The following is an 18,988-nucleotide window of genomic DNA, read 5'->3' on the forward strand; positions in this document are numbered from 1 at the left end:
GGTTCGAGAATCAGCACGCGCTCCAGGCGGGTGCGGCCCGGCGCGTCACCGGGCGGCGCGGACACCAGCTCCCAGCGACCGTCCTTGCGCACTTCGGCACGCGCGTGCAGGCCGCCCAACGGCAGCAGCGATGCCCCGCGATCGATCAGCGGGCGCAGCTGGCGCGCGACCTGGTCCGGGCTGCCTTCGACGACGAAGCCCCAGAACAGGTAATTGCCCAGCACGTCGAGCTCTACGCTCTTGTCGAAGTAGGACACCAGTTTCACGCCCGCCACCTGCGGCGCGTTGCGCAGGGGCACGGAGTCGGACTCGCCGTACACGCGGTTGCGCACGGGAATCCAGCTGATGTTTCCTGCGGACTTGAGCGGCGCATGTTTTTTCCACGCCGCGGAATGGGTGTGGAGGCTCGCGAAGAACTGGGCGTCGCAGCGGGTGAACGTCTTGAATGTCTCGTCGAGCGCGGCATTGCTGGCATGCACCGAGTGCGCCAGCAGCATGCAGGAAGCGAGAAATGCCGTGCGTGTCAGCGGGCGGTGAAATGGTGCACGGTTCTGTGTCATTGTGTCGAGAAAGCAGTGGTTCAACCAGCCGCATATTCCAGCAGATGGGTGAATGCCGCCTTGTCGGTGAAGCGCTTGTCTTGCTGTCTACCGGGGTGGTTTCCCGTCCAGCGTGTCGCGCAGCAGCTGCGTGTGCTGGCCCAGCGTGGGCGCGGCGAACGGCGCGGGGCCGGGCGTGCGGTCGAAGGCGATGGCGCGCGTGAAGCCGCGGTAGCTGCCCAGCGTGGGGTGGGCGATGTCGGCGATCATCTCTTCGGCCGCCACCTGCGGGTGGTCGAACATGTCTTCCACGGCCCGCGCCGCGGCGCAGGGCACGGCTTCGCCGAACAGCGCTTCCCATTCGAGCGCGCTGCGCGCGGCCAGCGCCTGGCGCAGCAGCGGAACGAGTTCCTCATGGTGCTGGGCGCGCAGGCGCACGCTCGCGTAGCGCGGGTTGGCGGCGAGTTCGGGCAGGCCTATCTTGTCGCACAGCGCCTGCCAGAAATGCGGCGTGTTGGCCGAGATGTAGAGGTGGCCTTCGCGTGTCGGGTGGATGCCCGTGATGCCGCCCGAGCGCATGTCGCGGCCAATATCGCGCGGCTCGCCTTCGGCCCAGACCAGGCGCGCCGACTGCATGGTCAGCGCCGCGCGCAGCAGCGACACGCCCACATGCTGGCCCAGGCCGCTTTGCGCGCGCTCGTACAGCGCCGACGACACGCCCGCGGCGACCAACGCCGACGCGTAGTAGTCGACCACCGAGCCGTAGAGAATTTCGGGCGGCCCGTCTTCCTTGGCCTGCATGGCACACATGCCGGTCATGGTCTGCAGCACCTGGTCGTAGCCGGCCTTGGTGCGCAGCGGGCCGCTGGCGCCATAGCCCGTGACGCTGCAGTAGACCAGGCGCGGGTTGATCCGCGTGAGCTGCTCGAATGCGATGCCCAGGCGTTCGGGCATGCCGGGGCGGAAGTTGTGCACCAGCACATCGGCGTCGCGCACCAGGCGCAGCAGCGTCGCGAGTTCTTCCGATTGCTTGAGGTCCAGCACCATGCCCCATTTGCTGCGGTTCACGCCCACGAAGGCGCGGCTTTCGGCTTCGAGCGTCGAAGGGTACTTGCGCAGGTTGTCGCCCGTGGGCGGCTCGATCTTGATGACTTCGGCGCCCTGGTCGGCGAGCAGTGAACAGCCATAGGGGCCGGCGATGTAGGCGCTCAAATCGAGCACCCGAATGCCGCTGAGGGGGCCGCGCGGGCCGGGCCGCTGTTCTGACAGGTCTTGCTGCATGGTGTCTGGTCTCTGGCTGAAATCCCCTGGGCCAGGGGCCCAGGGCGGCAGTGCGCGGCCGCATGCCGCGCCACTGCCTGGGGGGAAGGTGGCGACCGTTCAGTCGGCCACGATGTTGCGGTCCTTGGCGAGTTTTTTCCAGCGCTCGACGTCCTTCTGGATGACATCGCCGAACTGCTGGGGCGTGATCGACGACGTCAACGCGCCTTCGCGCAGGAAGTTGGCCTTGATCTGCGGGCTCGCGAGGATCTGGTTCACGGCCTGGTTCAACTGGTTGACGATGGGCGCGGGCGTGCCCGCGGGCGCGAGCAGGCCCCACCACAGATCGAATTCGTAGCCGGGAACGGCCGTGGCCATGGGCGTCAGCTCGGGCGCGACCGGGCTGGGCTGCAGGCTGGTGATGCCGATCGCGCGCAGCTTGCCGTTGCGCACCATGGGCAGGATGGACGGGCCGCTGGAAATCATCAGCTGCACCTGGTTGCCGATCACGTCCGTGACGGCCGGGCCCTGGCCCTTGTAAGGCACATGGGTGATGTCGAAGCCCGGCGCCATGGAGCGCAGCAGTTCGGTCGCGAAATGGTTGACGCTGCCCGTGCCCGACGATGCGTAGTTGAACTTGCCGGGGTTGGCCTTCACGGCGCTGATCAGCTCGGCCGGCGTGCGCGCCGCGAAGTCATTGTTGACGGCGACGACGAACGGGCCGCGCGCGAACATCGCCACGGGCGCGAAGCTCTTGACCGGATCGAACGGCATCTTGGTCTGCACGGCCGAGTTGGTCGTCATGCTCGACGAGACCGCGACCAGCGTATAGCCGTCGGCCGGTGCCTTCGCGACCTGGCCGGTGCCGGTGTTGCCGCTCGCGCCCGGGCGGTTCTCGACGATCACCGACTGCTTGAGCACATCGCCGAGTTCCTTGGCGATCTGGCGCGCGAACGAATCATTGGAGCCGCCGGGCGGGTAGGGCACGACCATGGTGATCGGCTTCGTCGGGTACTGCTGTGCCTGGGCCAGCGGCGCGAAGCCGGTCACGGCCAGCGCGGCCGCGGTCCAGAGCAGGCTGCGGCGCAGCGAAGGGTGGCGGTTCAAGGTCTGCATTTTTGTCTCCTGGTTGTAATTCGTTTCGGCGGGCTCTGCGGCCCTTTGCACTCAGCCGTTGTCGGCGATCAAGCCCAGCGCGCGCGCCTGGGCCACGATGGCCTGGGCGCGCAGCACGAACGGGCGATCGATCATCTTTCCGTCGACCACATAGGCGCCCACGCCGTCGGCATTGGCCTGGGCCGCGGCGCTGACCACCTTGAGCGCGCTCGCGAGGTCTGCTTCGCCGGGCTGGAACACCGCGTTGGCGACGGCGACCTGGCTGGGGTGTATGCAGGTCTTGCCCGTGAAGCCCAGGCGGGCCGCGAGTTCGGCTTCGGCGCGAAAGCCGTCGGCGTCCTGGATGTTGGCGAACGCGCCGTCATAGGCGGCGATGCCGGCTTCGGCCGCGGCCATGCGCACGCTCATCAGCACCTGGGCGATGGCCGCAGGCTCGCGTCGGTGCACGCCGTAGGGCTCGAACAGATCGCCCAGGCCCACCTGCAGGCCCACGGCCAGCGGGTGGGCGGAGGCAATTTCATGCGCCAGGCGCAGCGCGCGCGGGGTCTCGATGTTCAGCAGCAGGCGCGGTGCCTGGGCCATGCCCGCGGCACGCGCCGCGCGTTCCACGGCGTCGGCCGCGGCGCGCACGTCATCGGCGGTCTCGGGCTTGGGCAGGTTGATCCAGTGCACGGCCGGGCACACGACGGCGGCGACATCGCGCTCGAAGTGCGGCGTGTCCATGGCGTTGATGCGCACGATCAGCGTCTTGCGGTGGCCGGTCAGTGCTTGTGCGCTGTGCAGAAAGCCTTGCAGCAGCGCACGGGCTTCGTCCTTGCGGGTTTCGGCGACGGCGTCTTCCAGGTCGAAGGAAAGGCTGTCGGCCGCGCCGACCAGCGCTTTGGCGAACAACTCGGGGCGGGATGCGGGGACAAACAGTTTGCTTCTCATGCGGCCATTGTGGAATGCGCAGAAAACAAAAGAAACACATGCAATCTTTCTTCAAAACAAAGAAATAATGCGGTAATGGAAACCCAATACCTGCGCAGCTTTCTGCTGGTCATAGAAACCGGCTCTCTTGCCGAGGCGGCGCGCCGCCTGCACCGCACGGCCGCGGCCGTCGCCCAGCAGATGCGCACGCTGGAGCGCGAGTTCGGCACCGAGCTGCTGGCGCGCGCCGGGCGCACCGTCGCGCCCACGCCCGCGGGCCACAGGCTCGCGGCGACAGCGCCGCAGTTGCTGCGCGATCTCGCGCATGCGCGCACCCATGTGAGTCAGGAGTCGGAAGTCGGCGAACTGACCCTGGGCACGATCAACACCGCGCTGCACAGCCTGCTGCCCGACATCCTCGCGCGCTTTGTCGCCGAACTGCCCGGCGTCAAGGTGTTCCTGCAGTCGGGCACGACCCAGCAGGTCTACCAGGCCGTGCAGCAGGGCACGCTGGACGCGGCCATCTGCCTTTACCCGTCGTTCGCGCTGTCCAAGGCCTTCGACTGGTCGCTGCTGCGCGAGGAGTCGCTGATATTGCTCGCGCCGCGGCATCTGGCCGATATGACGCCGTTCGAGCTGCTGCGCACCCAGCCGCTGATACGCTACGACCGCAGCCTGGGCGGCGGGCAGATGATTGAACGTTATCTGCGCGCCAACCAGATCGCCGTGCCGCGCGAGCGCTTCGAGTTGAGTTCGCTGGTCGCGATCTCGATGATGGTCGACCGCGGTCTGGGCGTGGCCGTCGTGCCCGATACCGCGCTCGAATGGCCCGACGGCCACAACGTCGTGCGGCTGGCGCTGCCGGGCCAGACCGAGTCGCGCCGCTTCGGCACGCTGTGGCTGCGTTCCTCGCCGCGGCTGGCGCGCATCCACCGGCTCGTCGATTGCGCCCAGGCCGTGGTGCGCGAGCGCAGCTATGCCGTTCCTGGCTCGAAACCCTCTGCGGGTTATGCCGAATAGCTATACCTGCTAGCGGGCGATACGCCTAGTGGTGCCCGCTGCAAGTGTTCAGAATGTGCAGCAATACACAGGAGACATAACAGCGATGCAAACGGCCATTCCCTGCCTTTTGATGCGTGGCGGCACCTCGAAAGGACCTTTCTTTCGTGCCGAACACCTGCCGCAAGACCTGCCCACGCGCGACAAGGTGCTGCTGGCGGCGCTGGGTTCGCCCGACAGGCGCCAGATCGACGGCGTTGGCGGCGCCCACCCGCTGACCAGCAAGGTCGGCATGGTGTCTCTCAGCAAGCGCGAAGGCATCGATCTCGAATTCCTGTTCGCCCAGCTGCAGCCCGAAAAAGACACGGTCGACACCACGCCCAACTGCGGCAACATGCTCGCGGCGGTCGTGCCGTTCGCGCTCGAGACCGGCATGCTGAAGGCGCGCGGCGAGACCAGCACTTTCCGCGTGCTCACGCTCAACACCGACATGGCCGCTGACATCACCGTGCAGACGCCGGGCGGTCAGATCTCCTATGAAGGCACGGCGCGCATCGATGGCGCGCCCGGCCAGTCGGCACCGGTCGACATCAGCTTTCTCGACACCGCGGGCTCGGTCTGCTCCAGCCTGCTGCCCACGGGCAACGCCAAGGACCGCATCACCGTCACGGGCGAAGGCTTCGACGACTTCACGCTCGACGTCACCTGCATAGACAACGGCATGCCGCTGGTCATCCTGCGCGCCGCCGACGTGGGCCGCACGGGCCAGGAAACCGTGGCCGAGCTGAATGCGGACACCGACCTCAAGCGCCGCATCGAGGCGCTGCGCCTGCAGATTTCGCTGCGCATGGGCCTGGGCGACGTGACGCAGAAGAACTACCCGAAGATGACGCTGATCGCGCCGCCCGAGCACGGCGGCGCGCTGACCACGCGCAGCTTCATTCCCCATGCCTGCCACGACGCCATCGGCGTGCTCGCGGCGGTGACCGTGGGCACGGCCGTGAAGATGCCGGGCACGGTCTGCGAAGGCGTGGCCCAGGTGCCCCAGGGCACGGGCAGCGTTACGGTGTCGGTCGAACACCCCACGGGCGAGTTCAGCGTCACGCTGGACAGCGACCCCGACCAGCCTTCGGTGGTGACCAAGGCCGCGCTGCTGCGCACCGCGCGCCTGCTGATGCGCGGCGAAGTCATGGTGCCGCGCGCGGTGTGGAACGGCGAGCGGTAGATCCGCCTGGTAGATGTCTGAAATGGCCAGCGCCTGACCAGGCGTTTGCCGCGAGAGTGAAGTGAAGCGTTATGTCATCCAAGTCCCCGCGTGAGACAGGCTCTGCCGTGAATGTGCAGACCCTGCTCAACGAACACCCGTTCTCGGGTTTCCAGTGGCGCATCTTCGCGCTGTGTTTCTTCATCGTGCTGCTCGACGGCTTCGATACTTCGGCGATTGGCTACATCGCCCCCCATCTGATGACCGAGTGGGGCGTGAGCAAGCCCGATCTCGCGCCCGTGCTCAGCGCCGCGCTGTTCGGCCTGGCCGCGGGCGCGCTCAGCGCGGGCCCGCTGGCCGACAAGCTGGGCCGCAAGGTCGTGCTCGTGGGCTCGGTCGCGGTGTTTGCCGTGGCCTGCCTGGGCTCGGGTTTTTCGCCCAATCTCTGGACGCTGACCGTGCTGCGCTTCATCACCGGCGTGGGCCTGGGCGCGGCCATGCCCAATGCGGTGACGCTGATGAGCGAGTACTGCCCCGACAGCCGCCGCTCCACGCTGACCAATGCCATGTTCTGCGGCTTTCCTCTGGGCGCGGCCTTCGGCGGCTTTCTCGCGGCCTGGATGATTCCGCTGCTGGGCTGGCGCAGCGTGCTGATACTGGGCGGCGTGCTGCCGCTGATTCTGGTCGTGCTGCTGCTGTGGCAATTGCCCGAGTCGGTGCGCTACATGGTCGCCAAGCAATACCCGATAGAGCGCGTGCGCAGCGTGCTGCTGCGCATCGCGGGCGACAGCGTCAAGAGCGTGCAGCGCTTCGTGCTGACCGAGACCGCGCCCGCGTCGGACGCCAAGAGCGGCATAGGCGTGGTGCTGTCGGCGCCATACCGCGTGGGCTCGGTGATGATGTGGATCGCCTACTTCATGGGCCTGGTGATCTTCTATGCGCTGATCAACTGGATGCCCATTCTGTTTCGCGACGCGGGCCTGGACCCCAAGACCGGCGCGCTGGTGGCTGCGCTGTTCCCGCTGGGCGGCGTGGGCGCGGTGTTCTTCGGCTGGCTCATGGACCGCTTCAACGCCACGCGCATCATCGCCGTCGGCTATGCGCTGACCGCTGTCTCGATCTGGTGGATAGGCCAGACCGCGGGCAATCTCGGCTGGCTCGTGGTGTCGGTGTTTCTCGCGGGCACGATCATGAACACCGCCCAGTCGTCCATGCCCGCGCTGGCCGCGGCGTTCTACCCGACGCGCGGCCGTGCCACGGGCGTGGCCTGGATGCTGGGCATTGGCCGCTTCGGCGGCATCGCCGGCTCGTTCCTGGTGGCCGAGCTGTCGGCCCGGCACCTGGGCTTCAGCGAGATTTTCAGCGTGGTCGCCGTGGCCGGCCTGGTCGCCACGGGCGCGCTGATCGTCAAGGAATATTTCAGTCCCAAGCCCCACGGCGAGACCGTGGGCCGCACCGCCGCGCATTGAGCCGGCACCCTCTAAGAATCTCAGGAGAACATTGCGATGATCATTGACGTACACGGCCACTACACCACGGCTCCGGCCGCCCTCGGCGCCTGGCGCGACCTGCAGATCGCCGGTCTCAAGGACCCTAGCCAGGCCCCATCGGCGAGTTCGCTGAAGATCAGCGACGACGAAATCCGCGACACCATCGAGAACAACCAGCTCAAGCTGATGAAGCAGCGCGGCTCCGATCTGACGATCTTCAGCCCGCGCGCGAGCTTCATGGCCCACCACATCGGCGACTTCGAGACCTCGGCCACCTGGGCCGCGATCTGCAACGAGCTGTGCTATCGCGTGAGCGAACTGTTCCCCGACTACTTCATTCCCGCGGCCATGCTGCCGCAGTCGCCGGGCGTGGACCCTGCGACCTGCATTCCCGAACTGGTGAAGTGCGTCGAGCAATACGGCAACGTGGGCATCAACCTCAACCCCGATCCATCGGGCGGCCACTGGACTTCGCCGCCGCTGTCGGACCGCAGCTGGTACCCGATCTACGAGAAGATGGTCGAGTACGACATTCCCGCCATGGTCCATGTGAGCACCAGCTGCAACAGCTGCTTCCACACCACGGGCGCGCACTATCTGAACGCCGACACCACGGCCTTCATGCAATGCCTGACCAGCGATCTGTTCAAGGACTTCCCCACGCTCAAGTTCCTGATTCCGCATGGCGGCGGCGCCGTGCCTTACCACTGGGGGCGTTTCCGCGGCCTGGCGCAGGAGCTGAAGAAGCCGTTGCTCGACGAGCATCTGCTCAACAACATCTACTTCGACACCTGCGTCTACCACCAGCCGGGCATTGATTTGCTCACCAAGGTGATCCCCGTCAAGAACATTCTTTTTGCCAGCGAGATGATTGGCGCGGTGCGCGGCATCGATCCGACCACGGGCCATTACTACGACGACACCAAGCGCTACATCGAAGACACGGTCAACCTCAACGAGCAAGAGCGCTTCCAGGTCTACGAAGGCAATGCGCGCCGCGTGTTCACGCGCCTCGACGCCGCGCTCAAGAAGAAGGGCCTGTAAGCAGGCCGACAACAGACAGGAGATTCAGATGTACGAACTCGGTGTGGTTTATCGCAACATTCAACGTGCCGACAAGGCAGCAGCCGACGGCCTCGCGGCCCTGGGCTCGGCGACGGTGCACGAAGCCATGGGCCGCGTGGGCCTGCTCAAGCCCTATATGCGTCCCATCTACCCGGGCCAGCAGGTGTCTGGCACAGCCGTCACGGTGCTGCTGCAGCCCGGCGACAACTGGATGATGCATGTCGCGGCCGAACAGATCCAGCCCGGCGACGTGGTGGTCGCGGCCGTCACTTCCGAATGCACGGACGGCTATTTCGGCGATCTGCTGGCGACCAGCTTCCAGGCGCGCGGCGCGCGCGCGCTGATCATCGACGCCGGCGTGCGCGATGTGAAGACGCTCCAAGAGATGAACTTCCCGGTCTGGAGCCGGGCGATCTCGTCGCGCGGCACCATCAAGGCCACGCTGGGCTCGGTCAACATTCCCGTGGTCTGCGCGGGCATGTGGGTCACGCCCGGCGATGTGATCGTCGCCGATGACGACGGCGTGGTCTGCGTGCCCGCGGCCAAGGCCGTCGCCACGCTCGAGGCCGCGCAAAAGCGCGAAAGCTTCGAAGGCGAAAAGCGCGCCAAGCTGGCTTCGGGCGTGCTGGGCCTCGACATGTACAAGATGCGCGAACCGCTGGAAAAAGCGGGCCTACGTTACATCGACTGAAGGACGGAACAAAATGCCCAATTTTGAAAAAACCCCCGGCTGGCTCGACTGGTACAGCGGCCCGGCCAAGCCCAAGTTCCAGGTGCCTGCGGGCGCGGTCGATGCCCACTGCCATGTGTTCGGCCCGGGCAACGAATTCCCGTTCGCGCCCGAGCGCAAGTACACGCCTTGCGACGCGAGCAAGGCCCAGCTGTTCGCCCTGCGCGACCACCTGGGCTTTGCGCGCAATGTGATCGTGCAGGCCACCTGCCACGGCGCCGACAACAGCGCCATGGTCGATGCATGTCTCGCCGCGGGCGGCAAGGCGCGTGGCGTGGCCACCGTCAAGCGCAGCATCAGCGACGAAGAACTGCAGAAGCTGCATGACGCCGGCGTGCGCGGCGTGCGCTTCAATTTCGTCAAGCGCCTGGTCGACTTCACGCCCAAGGACGAGCTGCTGGAAATCGCGGGCCGCATCCAGAAACTGGGCTGGCATGTGGTGATCTACTTCGAGGCCGTCGATCTGCCCGAGCTGTGGGACTTCTTCACCAGCCTGCCGACCACGGTGGTCGTGGACCACATGGGCCGCCCCGATGTGAGCAAGCCCATCGACGGCCCCGAGTTCGAGCTGTTCCTGAAGTTCATGCGCGAGCACAAGAACGTCTGGAGCAAGGTCTCGTGCCCCGAGCGCCTGTCCGTGACCGGCCCCAAGGCGCTCGACGGCGAGCAGAATGCCTATAAGGATGTGGTGCCGTTCGCGCGCCGCGTGGTCGAGGAATTCCCTGACCGCGTGCTGTGGGGCACCGACTGGCCGCACCCCAATCTCAAGGACCACATGCCCGACGACGGCCTGCTGGTGGATTTCATTCCCCACATCGCGCCTACGGAAGAACTGCAACGCAAGCTGCTGGTGGACAATCCCATGCGTCTCTACTGGCCCGAGGAAGCCTGATCATGGCTCTGCATAAACCCTATACCGATGTGCCCGGCACCATCATCTTCGACGCCCAGCAGTCGCGCAAAGGCTACTGGCTCAACCAGTTCTGCATGTCGCTGATGAAGGCCGAGAACCGCCTGCGCTTCAAGGCTGATGAGCGCGCCTATCTCGACGAGTGGGCGATGACCGAAGAGCAGAAGCAGGCCGTGCTGGCGCGCGATCTGAACTGGTGCATGCGCACCGGCGGCAACATCTATTTTCTGGCCAAGATCGGCGCGACGGACGGCAAGAGCTTCCAGCAGATGGCTGGCTCGATGACCGGCATGACCGAAGACGAATACCGCGCCATGATGGTCGCCGGCGGCCGCTCGGCCAACGGCAACCGCGTCGTCGGCGAAGACGGCGACGCCCAGGCGCACCGCCAGCCCCAAGGAAATTCCGCCCGCAAGGAGGGCAACTAATGGCCCGCATCACCGCCTCCGTCTTCACTTCACATGTGCCCGCCATCGGCGCCGCGCTCGACCTGGGCCGCGACCAGGACGACTACTGGAAGCCGCTGTTCAAGGGCTATGAGCCCTCGAAGCAGTGGATGAAGGACAACAAGCCCGACGTCATTTTCCTGGTCTACAACGACCACGCGACGGCGTTCAGCCTGGACATGATTCCCACGTTCGCGATCGGCACGGCCGACACGTTCACGCCCGCCGACGAAGGCTGGGGCCCGCGCCCCGTGCCCACCGTGGTCGGCCACCCCGACCTGGCCTCGCACATCGCGCAGTCGGTGATACAGCAGGATTTCGACCTGACCATCGTCAACAAGATGGACGTGGACCATGGCCTGACCGTGCCGCTGTCGCTGATGTGCGGCCAGCCCACGCCCGAGCAGGGCTGGCCTTGCCCGGTGATTCCGTTCGCCGTCAACGTCGTGCAATACCCCGTGCCTTCGGGCCAGCGCTGCTTCAACCTGGGCCGCGCGATCCGCAATGCCATCGAAAGCTATGACGAAGACCTCAACGTCCACATCTGGGGCACGGGCGGCATGAGCCACCAGCTCCAGGGCGCGCGCGCGGGCCTGATCAACAAGGAATGGGACCTGAACTTCCTGGACCGCCTGATCGACAACCCCCATGGCCTGGCAAAGATGCCGCATATCGACTATGTGCGCGAAGCCGGCTCGGAAGGCATCGAACTGGTGATGTGGCTGATCGCGCGCGGCGCGATGAGCGACATCGACAGCCCGGCGCCCGTGCCCAAGGTCGCACACCGCTTCTACCATGTGCCCGCGTCCAACACCGCCGTGGGCCATCTGATCCTGGAGAACCAATGAACAGCAGCAAGACCATCAAAGTAGCCCTGGCCGGTGCCGGCGCCTTCGGCATCAAGCACCTCGACGGCATCAAGAACATAGCCGGCGTCGAAGTCGTGTCGCTGGTGAGCCGCGACCTGGAAAAGACGCGCGAAGTCGCGGCCAAGTACGGCATAGGCCATGTGACCACCGACCTCGCCGACAGCCTGGCGCTGGCCGAAGTCGACGCCGTGATCCTGTGCACGCCCACGCAGATGCACGCTTCGCAGGCGATTGCCTGCCTCAAGGCCGGCAAGCATGTGCAGGTCGAGATCCCCATGGCCGACAGCCTGGCCGACGCCGAAGCCGTGGTCGCGGCGCAAAAGGCATCGGGCCTGGTCGCGATGTGCGGCCACACGCGCCGCTTCAATCCCAGCCACCAGTGGGTGCACCACAAGATCGGCGCGGGCGAGCTGAACCTGCAGCAGATGGATGTGCAGACCTACTTCTTCCGCCGCACCAACACCAACGCGCTGGGCCAGGCCCGCAGCTGGACCGACCACCTGCTGTGGCACCACGCAGCCCACACCGTGGACCTGTTCGCCTACCAGGCTGGCAGCCCCATCGTGCAGGCCAACGCGATTCAAGGTCCCATCCATCCCGAGCTGGGCATCGCCATGGACATGAGCATCCAGCTCAAGGCGGCCAACGGCGCGATCTGCACGCTGAGCCTGTCGTTCAACAACGATGGCCCATTGGGCACCTTCTTCCGTTACATCGGCGACAACGGCACCTATCTGGCGCGCTACGACGACCTGTTCAACGGCAAGGACGAGAAGATCGACGTGTCCAAGGTCGATGTGTCGATGAACGGCATCGAGCTGCAGGACCGCGAGTTCTTCGCCGCGATCCGCGAAGGCCGCGAGCCCAATGCCAGCGTGGCCCAGGTGCTGCCTTGCTATCAAGTGCTGCATAAGCTTGAACAACAACTGAGCTAAGGAATCGGGCATGCTTGCCTGACCTCGCAACCTGAAAGCCAGTGCCCGCGAAACGCGTGCACTGGCTTTGTTCTTTCCAAGGATTCCATTGATGCAAACGCGAAAAATCGGCCCCTTTGATGTCACTTCCGTCGGTCTGGGCTGCATGAACCTGAGCCATGCCTACGGCACGCCGCCCAGCGCCGAGCAGGGCCGCGAGCTGCTGGCCCATGCGCTTGACCAAGGTGTGACGCTGTTCGACACCGCCGCCCTCTATGGCTTTGGCGCGAATGAAACCCTGGTCGGCCCGGTGCTCGCGCCGCACCGCGAACGCATCACGCTGTGCAGCAAGGGCGGTATGGCCGGTGTGCCGGGCGACGACGGCGTGCTGCGCCGCGTGATCGACGGCCGGCCCGCGACGCTGCGGCGCAACTGCGAAGACAGCCTGCGCCGCCTGGGCACCGACGTGATCGACCTCTACTACCTGCATCGCTGGGACAAATCGGTGCCCATCGAGGAATCCGTGGGCGAAATGGGCCGGCTGCTGCAGGAAGGCAAGGTGCGCGCGCTGGGCCTGTCCGAAGTGTCTGCCGAGACGCTGGTGCGCGCCCACCGCGAGCACCCGATCACCGCATTGCAAAGCGAGTACTCGCTGTGGTCGCGCAACGCCGAACTCGGCACGCTGCAGCGCTGCGCCGAACTGGGCATTGCCTATGTGGCGTTCAGCCCGCTGGGCCGGGGCTTTCTGGGCGGCGATCTGCTCGACGCGGGGACGCTGGGCGAAAAGGACGTGCGTGCTGCCATGCCGCGCTTCTCGGCCGACAACTACCCGCGCAACCTGCGCCTGCTCGCGCCCATGCGCGAAATCGCCGAACAGGCCGACTGCAGCCTGGCCGCGCTGGCGATCGCCTGGGTGCTGCACCAGGGCGAACATGTGATCGCGCTGCCCGGCACCACGCAGCGCAAGCACCTGGACGAAGACCTGCACGGCGCCGAAGTCAAGCTGTCCAGCGCCCAGCTCGAGCAGCTCGACGCGCTGTTCCAGCCGTCGGCGATCGCGGGCAGCCGCTATGCGGCGCAGGGGCACAGGGAAGTCGATACCGAAGAGTTCGCGCCACAGGTCTGAAGGGCCGCAGGCGATGAAAAAAGCCGCTGCAGTCGCCTGCAGCGGCTTTTCTTTTCCAGCACCCGGCAAGGCCGGGCGCCCGGCTCAGAGCTCGAGGTTCGCGCGCCGGATCACATCGCCGAAGCGCTTGTTCTCGTCGACCATGAACGTCTTGAATTCCTGCGGCGTGGGGAAGTAGTTCTCGTAGCCGAAGGTCTGGAACTTGGGCTGCACATCGGGTTCGGCCAACGCCTTCATGGTGTCGCGGCGGATCTTGTCGACCACGGCTGCGGGCGTGCTCTTGGACACCGCAAAAGCGTTCCAGCCGGTGACGATGGCATTGGCCGGGCCGCCCGATTCGGCGACCGTGGGAACGTCTTCATAGCCCTTGAGGCGGTGCGGGGCCAGCACGGCCAGGAAGCGCAGCTTGCCCGAGCGCGCCAGCGGGCCGGCCGTGCCCGACGAGCCCAGCGCGAACGCGAGTTCGCCCGTGGCCACGCTGGTGTACAGCTGGCTGGTTTCCTTGTAGATCACATGCTCCATCTTCGTGCCGGTCAGCGATTCGAGCAGCGCCGAGCCCAGGTGCACGGGATTGCCCACCGACCACGAGCCGTAGTTGAGCTTGCCGGGACGCGCCTTGGCGTCGGCAATCAGGTCGGCCATGGTCTTGTAGGGACTGTCGGTGGCGACGCAGACGAAGAAGAAGGTGCGAAACAGCGGCAGCACGACTTCGAAGTCCTTGTCGATGTTGTAGGGCAGCTTCTTGAACAGATGGGGGTAGGCCGCGAGGTGGACGTTGTCGAGCTGAATGATGTCGGTGCCGTCGGTCGCGCCGCGCTTGAACGCATCGATGGCGATGAAGCCATTGCCGCCGGGGCGGTTCTCGACGATCACCGGCTGGTTCCACAGGCGCGAAAGCTTGTCGGCGACCAGGCGCGAAGTGCCATCGGGGCCGCCGCCCACGGGGAACGGATTGATGATGCGAACCTGCTTGGTGGGCCAGTTGGTGATGGTCTGCGCACGCGCCGGGGCCATGGCGCCCAGCGCCAGCGCGCCCAGGGCAAGGCCGGCACTGCGGCGGTTCATTTGGCGTGTTTCTGCTGTCATTTTGTCTCCGTTATCGGCTGATCGCGTTTTTTAATGCGCTCGCTCTTATGCGAACCAGGGGCGAACGCAACTTATTCTGCATTGTGGCAGGCCCGCCCGTATCACCTAGACGCCCGCCTCTCTACCAGCTATAGCAAAATGGCATGGTTACAGTTCGAGTGCGTCATGAATCTTCAGCAGATAGAAACTTTTGTCCAGGTAGCCGAGACCGGCAGCTTCAGCAAGGCCGCGCTCTTGCTCGATATAGCGCAGCCGGCGTTGAGCCGCCAGGTGCGGACGCTGGAAATCGAGCTGCGCGAAACGCTGCTGATACGCACCGGCCGCGGCGTCACGCTCACCGACGCCGGCCGCCGCCTGCTCGAGCATGGCCACGCCATCATGCAGCGCGTGGCCCTGGCCAAGGAAGACCTGGGCAGCCAGCGCGACGAACCCGTGGGCCGCATCGTGGTCGGCCTGCCGCCCAGTCTTGCGCGCCGGCTCACGCTGCCGCTGATCGACATCTTCAGCCGTGAAATGCCCAAGGCCGGCCTGGCCGTGGTCGAAGGCTTTTCAGTCAACATGGCCGAATGGCTCACATCGGGCCGTATGGACCTGGCGCTGGTCTACACGCCCGAGCCCCAGCCGCAGGTCGAAGTCACGCCCGTGCTCGAAGAGCGGCTGTGCCTGATCGGACCCGCAAGCATGGGCCATCGCACGTCGGTGCGCTTTGACGAGCTGTCGGGCTATCCGCTGATCATGCCCCAGCGCGGCCAGATCTTTCGCAAGCTGATGGAAGCGCAGGCCACGCTGTCGCAGGTCAAGCTCAACGTGGTCTGGGAAGTCTCCAGCGTGCCCGCGATCCTGGACCTGGTGCGCGGCGGCTACGGCTACGCCGCGCTCACGGCCAGCGCACTCAGCAGCCATGACCACCAGGACGAACTGGCCTGCATTCCCATCGAATCGCCGGGCATCGTGAGCACGCTGTGCATGGCGCAGTCGGCGAAGAAGAAAAGCACGCCGCTGATTCGCCGCACTTCAGAGTTGCTGCGGGGTCTGTGCCTGGAGGCGGCTGTCAGGCCTTTGAAGGGGGAGTGATTTTTTGGGCTGGGCGGCTTGTGTGCACAGGCAGGCCCTCAACTTCCCCGTTCGCACAGCATTCCCTATAACAACGGCCTCAACTCCTGCGCCGCATCGCGCAGCAGCGGCAGCAGGTTGCGCTCCAGCGCCTGGGCCGTCATGTGCTGCGCCGACATGACGGCATTGAGTGCGGCCACGGTCTGGCCCGCGCTGTTGCGCAGCGGCACGGCGATCGCCTGCACGCCCAGTTCGTGCTCTTCCTGGGCTATGCAGTAGTCCTGGGCGCGCACCTGGTCCAGGCAGGCGTGCAGTTCGGCGGGCTGGGTCAGCGTGTGCAGCGTGAGCCGGTGCAGCGTGCGACAGGCCAGCCATTCATCGAGCGCCGGCAAGGGCAGGGCAGCCAGCAGCACGCGGCCCGTGGACGACGCATGCGCGGGCAGCCGGCTGCCCAGGTGCACCCCATGGGCGAACAGCTGCTGGGCCGCGCCCTGCGCTGTGCTGCGCGCGATGACCACGGTTTCGCTGCCCGCCAGAATCGCCGCCGAGAAAGAGAACGCCGCGAGCGCGCTCAAGCGATTGAGCACGGGCTGCACGGTGCGCGGCAGGCGGGCGCTCGCGAGATAGCTGCCCGACAGGCCCAGCACCTTGGGCGTGAGCCAGAAATGGTGGCCGTCGGATTCTAGATAGCCCAGGTGGGCAAGCGTCAGCAGATGGCGGCGCGCGGCCGCGCGCGTGAGGCCCGCGCGCTCCGCGGCGAGCGTGGCGTTGAGCCGCTGGCGCTCGGTGTCGAAGCATTCGAGCACCGCCAGGCCCTTGCCCAGGCCTGCGATGTAGTCGGCTGCGGCGATGCCGGAGCCGGGCGATGGGGACGGCGAGGGTGTCATGGGCGTGGCGGAAGATATTGCGCGATAGCCGCACATTTTGCGCGATGATCGCGCAAAAGTCGATTCAAGCTTGCGCTGGCGCAGAGCTTCGCTTCTACGCTAGCGGCAAACAACCTTGGTGGAGAGACACATGCGCACTCAAGTGGCAATCATCGGCGCCGGCCCCGCAGGCCTTCTTCTGGGACAACTGCTGTACGAAGCAGGCATAGACAACGTGATCGTGGAGCAGCGCAGTCCCGACTACGTGCTGGGCCGCATCCGCGCCGGCGTGCTCGAACAGGTCACGGTCGATCTGCTGACCCAGGCCAAGGCCGACAAGCGCATGCACGCCGAAGGCCTGCCGCACGACGGCATCGAACTGCTGTTCGGCGGCAAGCGCCACCGCATCGACCTGCATGAACTCACGGGCGGCAAGCGCGTGATGGTCTACGGCCAGACCGAAGTGACGCGCGATCTGATGGAAGCGCGCGAGCGCGCCGGCCTGCTCACGGTGTACGAAGCCCAGGACGTGACGCCGCTCGAATTCGGCAGCGAACGCCCGCGCGTGCGCTACCACAAGGACGGCGAACAGCACGAAATCAGCTGCGACTTCATCGCCGGCTGCGACGGCTTCCACGGCGTGTGCCGCGCGAGCATTCCGGCGGACAGCATTCGCAACTACGAGAAGGTCTATCCGTTCGGCTGGCTGGGCATCCTGGCCGATGTTCCGCCCGTGTCGCACGAGCTGATCTACGCCCACACCGAGCGCGGCTTCGCGCTGTGCAGCCAGCGCAGCGCCACGCGCAGCCGCTACTACCTGCAGGTGCCGCTGACCGACAAGGTCGAGAACTGGAGCGACGAAGCGTTCTGGGACGAACTGCGCCTGCGCCTGGACCCCGAAGCGCGCGACCACCTGGTCACCGGCGCTTCGCTCGAAAAGAGCATTGCGCCGCTGCGCAGCTTCGTGTCCGAACCCATGCGCTTCGGCCGCATGTTCCTCGCGGGCGACGCGGCCCACATCGTTCCGCCCACGGGCGCCAAGGGCCTTAACCTGGCGGCGTCCGACGTGGGTTATCTGTCGAACGCGTTCGCCGAGTACTACCAGCAGCGCAGCAGCGAAGGCATAGACCGCTATTCGGAAGTGAGCCTGCGCCGTGTCTGGAAGGCCGAGCGTTTCTCGTGGTGGATGACTTCGCTGATGCACCGCTTCCCCGATTCGGGCGACTTCGACCGCAAGGTGCAGGAAGCCGAACTCGACTATCTGGTGCATTCGCGCGCGGGCTCGACGTCGCTGGCGGAGAACTATGTCGGCCTGCCGCTGAACTGAGCAAAAAAAAGGGCGCTGCATAAGCAGCGCCCGAATTCCCTTGAGGGGAAGAGACATTCGTTGCGGCGGCTCAGTAGGCCGCTCCATGCGCGGCCAGCACCGGGTCGCCCTGGATGGCGATCGAAGCGCGGCCATCGGCGCCCACCGGCACTTCGCCGACGAGCGTGCTGCGGTAGAGCTGGCGGTCGTATTCGAGCGCGAAGATGTCCTGCGGCGCGACATGGGCCGTGGAGCGGTTGTCCCAGAAGGCGATGGAGCCGGTTTCCCATTTGAAGCGCACGGTGAATTCGCTGGCCACCGCATGCTCCCACAGCAGTTCGAGCAAGACCCGCGATTCGCGCGTGCGCAGGCCGCTGATGCTCTTGAGAAAGCCGGGGCTGATATAGAGCACCTGTTCGCCGGTTTCGGGGTGCACGGTGACCAGCGGATGCTCGCTGACCAGCGTGTTGTTCTTGATCAGTTCCAGATATTCGGGCGTGGGGCTCGCGCCCGTGGGCGGGCTGAAGCGGTGCTCGCCGCGCAGACCTTGCAGGAAGGCTTTCAGCGGTTCCGACAGCGCGTCATAGGCCGCGGCCAGATTGGTCCATTGCGTATCGCCGCCATAGGGCGGAATGGTCACGCCGCGCAGGATCGATGCCGCGGGCGGGTTGTGCGCCGCGGTGACGTCTGCATGCCAGCCGGTCCAGGGCCGGCGCTCGGGTTCGCTGCCGTGGCTGTTGGCGCGGCGGTGCTTGGCAATGGAGTACAGCTCGGGATGGCCGTCGACATGGCCGAACACCGGGTGGCCTATGGTCAGATCGCCAAACTGGCGCGCGAACGCGACATGCTGTTCATGGCTCAGATGCTGGTCGCGAAAGAACACGACTTTCCAGCGCAGCAGCGCCGAGCGAATGCTGTGCACTTCGGCCGGCGTCAGCGCCTGGCCCAGATCGACGCCGCCAATCAGCGCGCCGATATGGGCCGATTGCGGCACGGCGCTGATGTGCGGCGTGGCCCGCAGCGCGGTCTCCAGACGGTCGGTCAGCAGCTCCTTGGCGCTGGCATTCAAACGCATGTTCATCGCAGTCTCCTGGTTGTTC

General features: G+C 66.0%; 19 protein-coding genes. 12 read left to right on the forward strand and 7 right to left on the reverse strand.

The genetic code is table 11. The annotated features are described in order from the left end of the window. The 4 genes from KHY18_RS18570 to KHY18_RS18585 all read right to left on the reverse strand — a co-directional run. On the reverse strand, positions 1–560 hold a 560-nt coding region (locus tag KHY18_RS18570; RefSeq protein WP_213303253.1), incomplete at its 3' end, for a hypothetical protein. An 87-nt stretch (positions 561–647) separates the two neighbouring features. Continuing rightward, on the reverse strand, positions 648–1,820 hold the full coding sequence (locus KHY18_RS18575; RefSeq protein WP_213303255.1) for a CoA transferase: 1,173 nt from the start codon (positions 1,818–1,820) through the stop codon (positions 648–650). 99 nt (positions 1,821–1,919) lie between these two features. Further along, positions 1,920–2,915: a tripartite tricarboxylate transporter substrate binding protein gene (locus KHY18_RS18580; RefSeq protein ID WP_213303257.1), complete on the reverse strand. Its 996-nt coding sequence runs from the start codon at positions 2,913–2,915 to the stop codon at positions 1,920–1,922. 51 nt (positions 2,916–2,966) lie between these two features. Beyond that, on the reverse strand, positions 2,967–3,845 hold the full coding sequence (locus KHY18_RS18585; protein ID WP_213303259.1) for an HpcH/HpaI aldolase/citrate lyase family protein: 879 nt from the start codon (positions 3,843–3,845) through the stop codon (positions 2,967–2,969). A 75-nt stretch (positions 3,846–3,920) separates the two neighbouring features. Here KHY18_RS18585 and KHY18_RS18590 point away from each other — a divergent pair, with 75 nt between their 5' ends. The 10 genes from KHY18_RS18590 (at position 3,921) to KHY18_RS18635 (ending at position 13,577) form a co-directional block, all read left to right on the forward strand. After that, positions 3,921–4,844, forward strand: a complete 924-nt coding sequence (locus tag KHY18_RS18590) for a LysR family transcriptional regulator (RefSeq protein WP_213303261.1) — start codon at positions 3,921–3,923, stop codon at positions 4,842–4,844. An 85-nt stretch (positions 4,845–4,929) separates the two neighbouring features. Next, positions 4,930–6,048, forward strand: coding sequence for a 4-oxalomesaconate tautomerase (locus KHY18_RS18595; RefSeq protein WP_213303264.1), 1,119 nt, complete (start codon positions 4,930–4,932; stop codon positions 6,046–6,048). 71 nt (positions 6,049–6,119) lie between these two features. After that, entirely contained in the window at positions 6,120–7,496 is a 1,377-nt protein-coding gene (locus tag KHY18_RS18600) for an MFS transporter (protein ID WP_213303267.1), read from the forward strand. Between the two features lie 36 nt (positions 7,497–7,532). Continuing rightward, positions 7,533–8,561 (forward strand): amidohydrolase family protein, encoded by a 1,029-nt coding sequence (locus KHY18_RS18605; RefSeq protein WP_213303270.1) that lies wholly within the window; start codon positions 7,533–7,535, stop codon positions 8,559–8,561. A 28-nt stretch (positions 8,562–8,589) separates the two neighbouring features. Next, positions 8,590–9,273 carry a 4-carboxy-4-hydroxy-2-oxoadipate aldolase/oxaloacetate decarboxylase gene (ligK, locus tag KHY18_RS18610; RefSeq protein WP_213303273.1) on the forward strand — a complete coding sequence of 228 codons (684 nt, stop codon included), beginning with the start codon at positions 8,590–8,592 and terminating at the stop codon, positions 9,271–9,273. A gap of 13 nt (positions 9,274–9,286) precedes the next feature. Continuing rightward, a complete protein-coding gene (locus KHY18_RS18615) occupies positions 9,287–10,204 on the forward strand; it encodes an amidohydrolase family protein (protein WP_213303276.1) in 918 nt (305 codons plus the stop codon). A gap of 2 nt (positions 10,205–10,206) precedes the next feature. Beyond that, on the forward strand, positions 10,207–10,650 hold the full coding sequence (gene ligA / locus KHY18_RS18620; protein WP_213303279.1) for a protocatechuate 4,5-dioxygenase subunit alpha: 444 nt from the start codon (positions 10,207–10,209) through the stop codon (positions 10,648–10,650). Next, entirely contained in the window at positions 10,650–11,516 is an 867-nt protein-coding gene (locus KHY18_RS18625; RefSeq protein WP_213303282.1) for a class III extradiol dioxygenase subunit beta, read from the forward strand. The genes ligA and KHY18_RS18625 overlap by 1 nt, the downstream gene beginning before the upstream one ends. Further along, positions 11,513–12,472: a Gfo/Idh/MocA family oxidoreductase gene (locus tag KHY18_RS18630; RefSeq protein WP_213303285.1), complete on the forward strand. Its 960-nt coding sequence runs from the start codon at positions 11,513–11,515 to the stop codon at positions 12,470–12,472. The genes KHY18_RS18625 and KHY18_RS18630 overlap by 4 nt, the downstream gene beginning before the upstream one ends. Before the next feature lie 91 nt (positions 12,473–12,563). Next, entirely contained in the window at positions 12,564–13,577 is a 1,014-nt protein-coding gene (locus tag KHY18_RS18635) for an aldo/keto reductase (RefSeq protein WP_213303288.1), read from the forward strand. A gap of 84 nt (positions 13,578–13,661) precedes the next feature. Here the strand turns inward: KHY18_RS18635 and KHY18_RS18640 are convergent, their stop codons facing one another. Continuing rightward, the gene (locus KHY18_RS18640; protein ID WP_502769180.1) at positions 13,662–14,642 is read right to left on the reverse strand and encodes a Bug family tripartite tricarboxylate transporter substrate binding protein; all 981 of its coding nucleotides are present in this window, start codon (positions 14,640–14,642) and stop codon (positions 13,662–13,664) included. A gap of 186 nt (positions 14,643–14,828) precedes the next feature. Between KHY18_RS18640 and KHY18_RS18645 the strand changes: the two genes are divergently transcribed. Next, positions 14,829–15,737 carry a LysR family transcriptional regulator gene (locus tag KHY18_RS18645; RefSeq protein ID WP_213303294.1) on the forward strand — a complete coding sequence of 303 codons (909 nt, stop codon included), beginning with the start codon at positions 14,829–14,831 and terminating at the stop codon, positions 15,735–15,737. 65 nt (positions 15,738–15,802) lie between these two features. Here the strand turns inward: KHY18_RS18645 and KHY18_RS18650 are convergent, their stop codons facing one another. Then, complete coding sequence (locus KHY18_RS18650; protein ID WP_213303297.1) at positions 15,803–16,603, reverse strand: IclR family transcriptional regulator domain-containing protein; 801 nt, start codon at positions 16,601–16,603, stop codon at positions 15,803–15,805. Between the two features lie 130 nt (positions 16,604–16,733). Here KHY18_RS18650 and pobA point away from each other — a divergent pair, with 130 nt between their 5' ends. Continuing rightward, the gene (pobA, locus tag KHY18_RS18655) at positions 16,734–17,909 is read left to right on the forward strand and encodes a 4-hydroxybenzoate 3-monooxygenase (protein WP_213303300.1); all 1,176 of its coding nucleotides are present in this window, start codon (positions 16,734–16,736) and stop codon (positions 17,907–17,909) included. A 70-nt stretch (positions 17,910–17,979) separates the two neighbouring features. Here pobA and KHY18_RS18660 read toward each other — a convergent pair whose 3' ends face one another. Continuing rightward, complete coding sequence (locus tag KHY18_RS18660; RefSeq protein WP_502769187.1) at positions 17,980–18,963, reverse strand: TauD/TfdA dioxygenase family protein; 984 nt, start codon at positions 18,961–18,963, stop codon at positions 17,980–17,982. Positions 18,964–18,988 lie beyond the last annotated feature (25 nt).

Source organism: Acidovorax sp. CCYZU-2555 (genome assembly GCF_018413525.1).
GTDB lineage: Bacteria > Pseudomonadota > Gammaproteobacteria > Burkholderiales > Burkholderiaceae_C > Comamonas.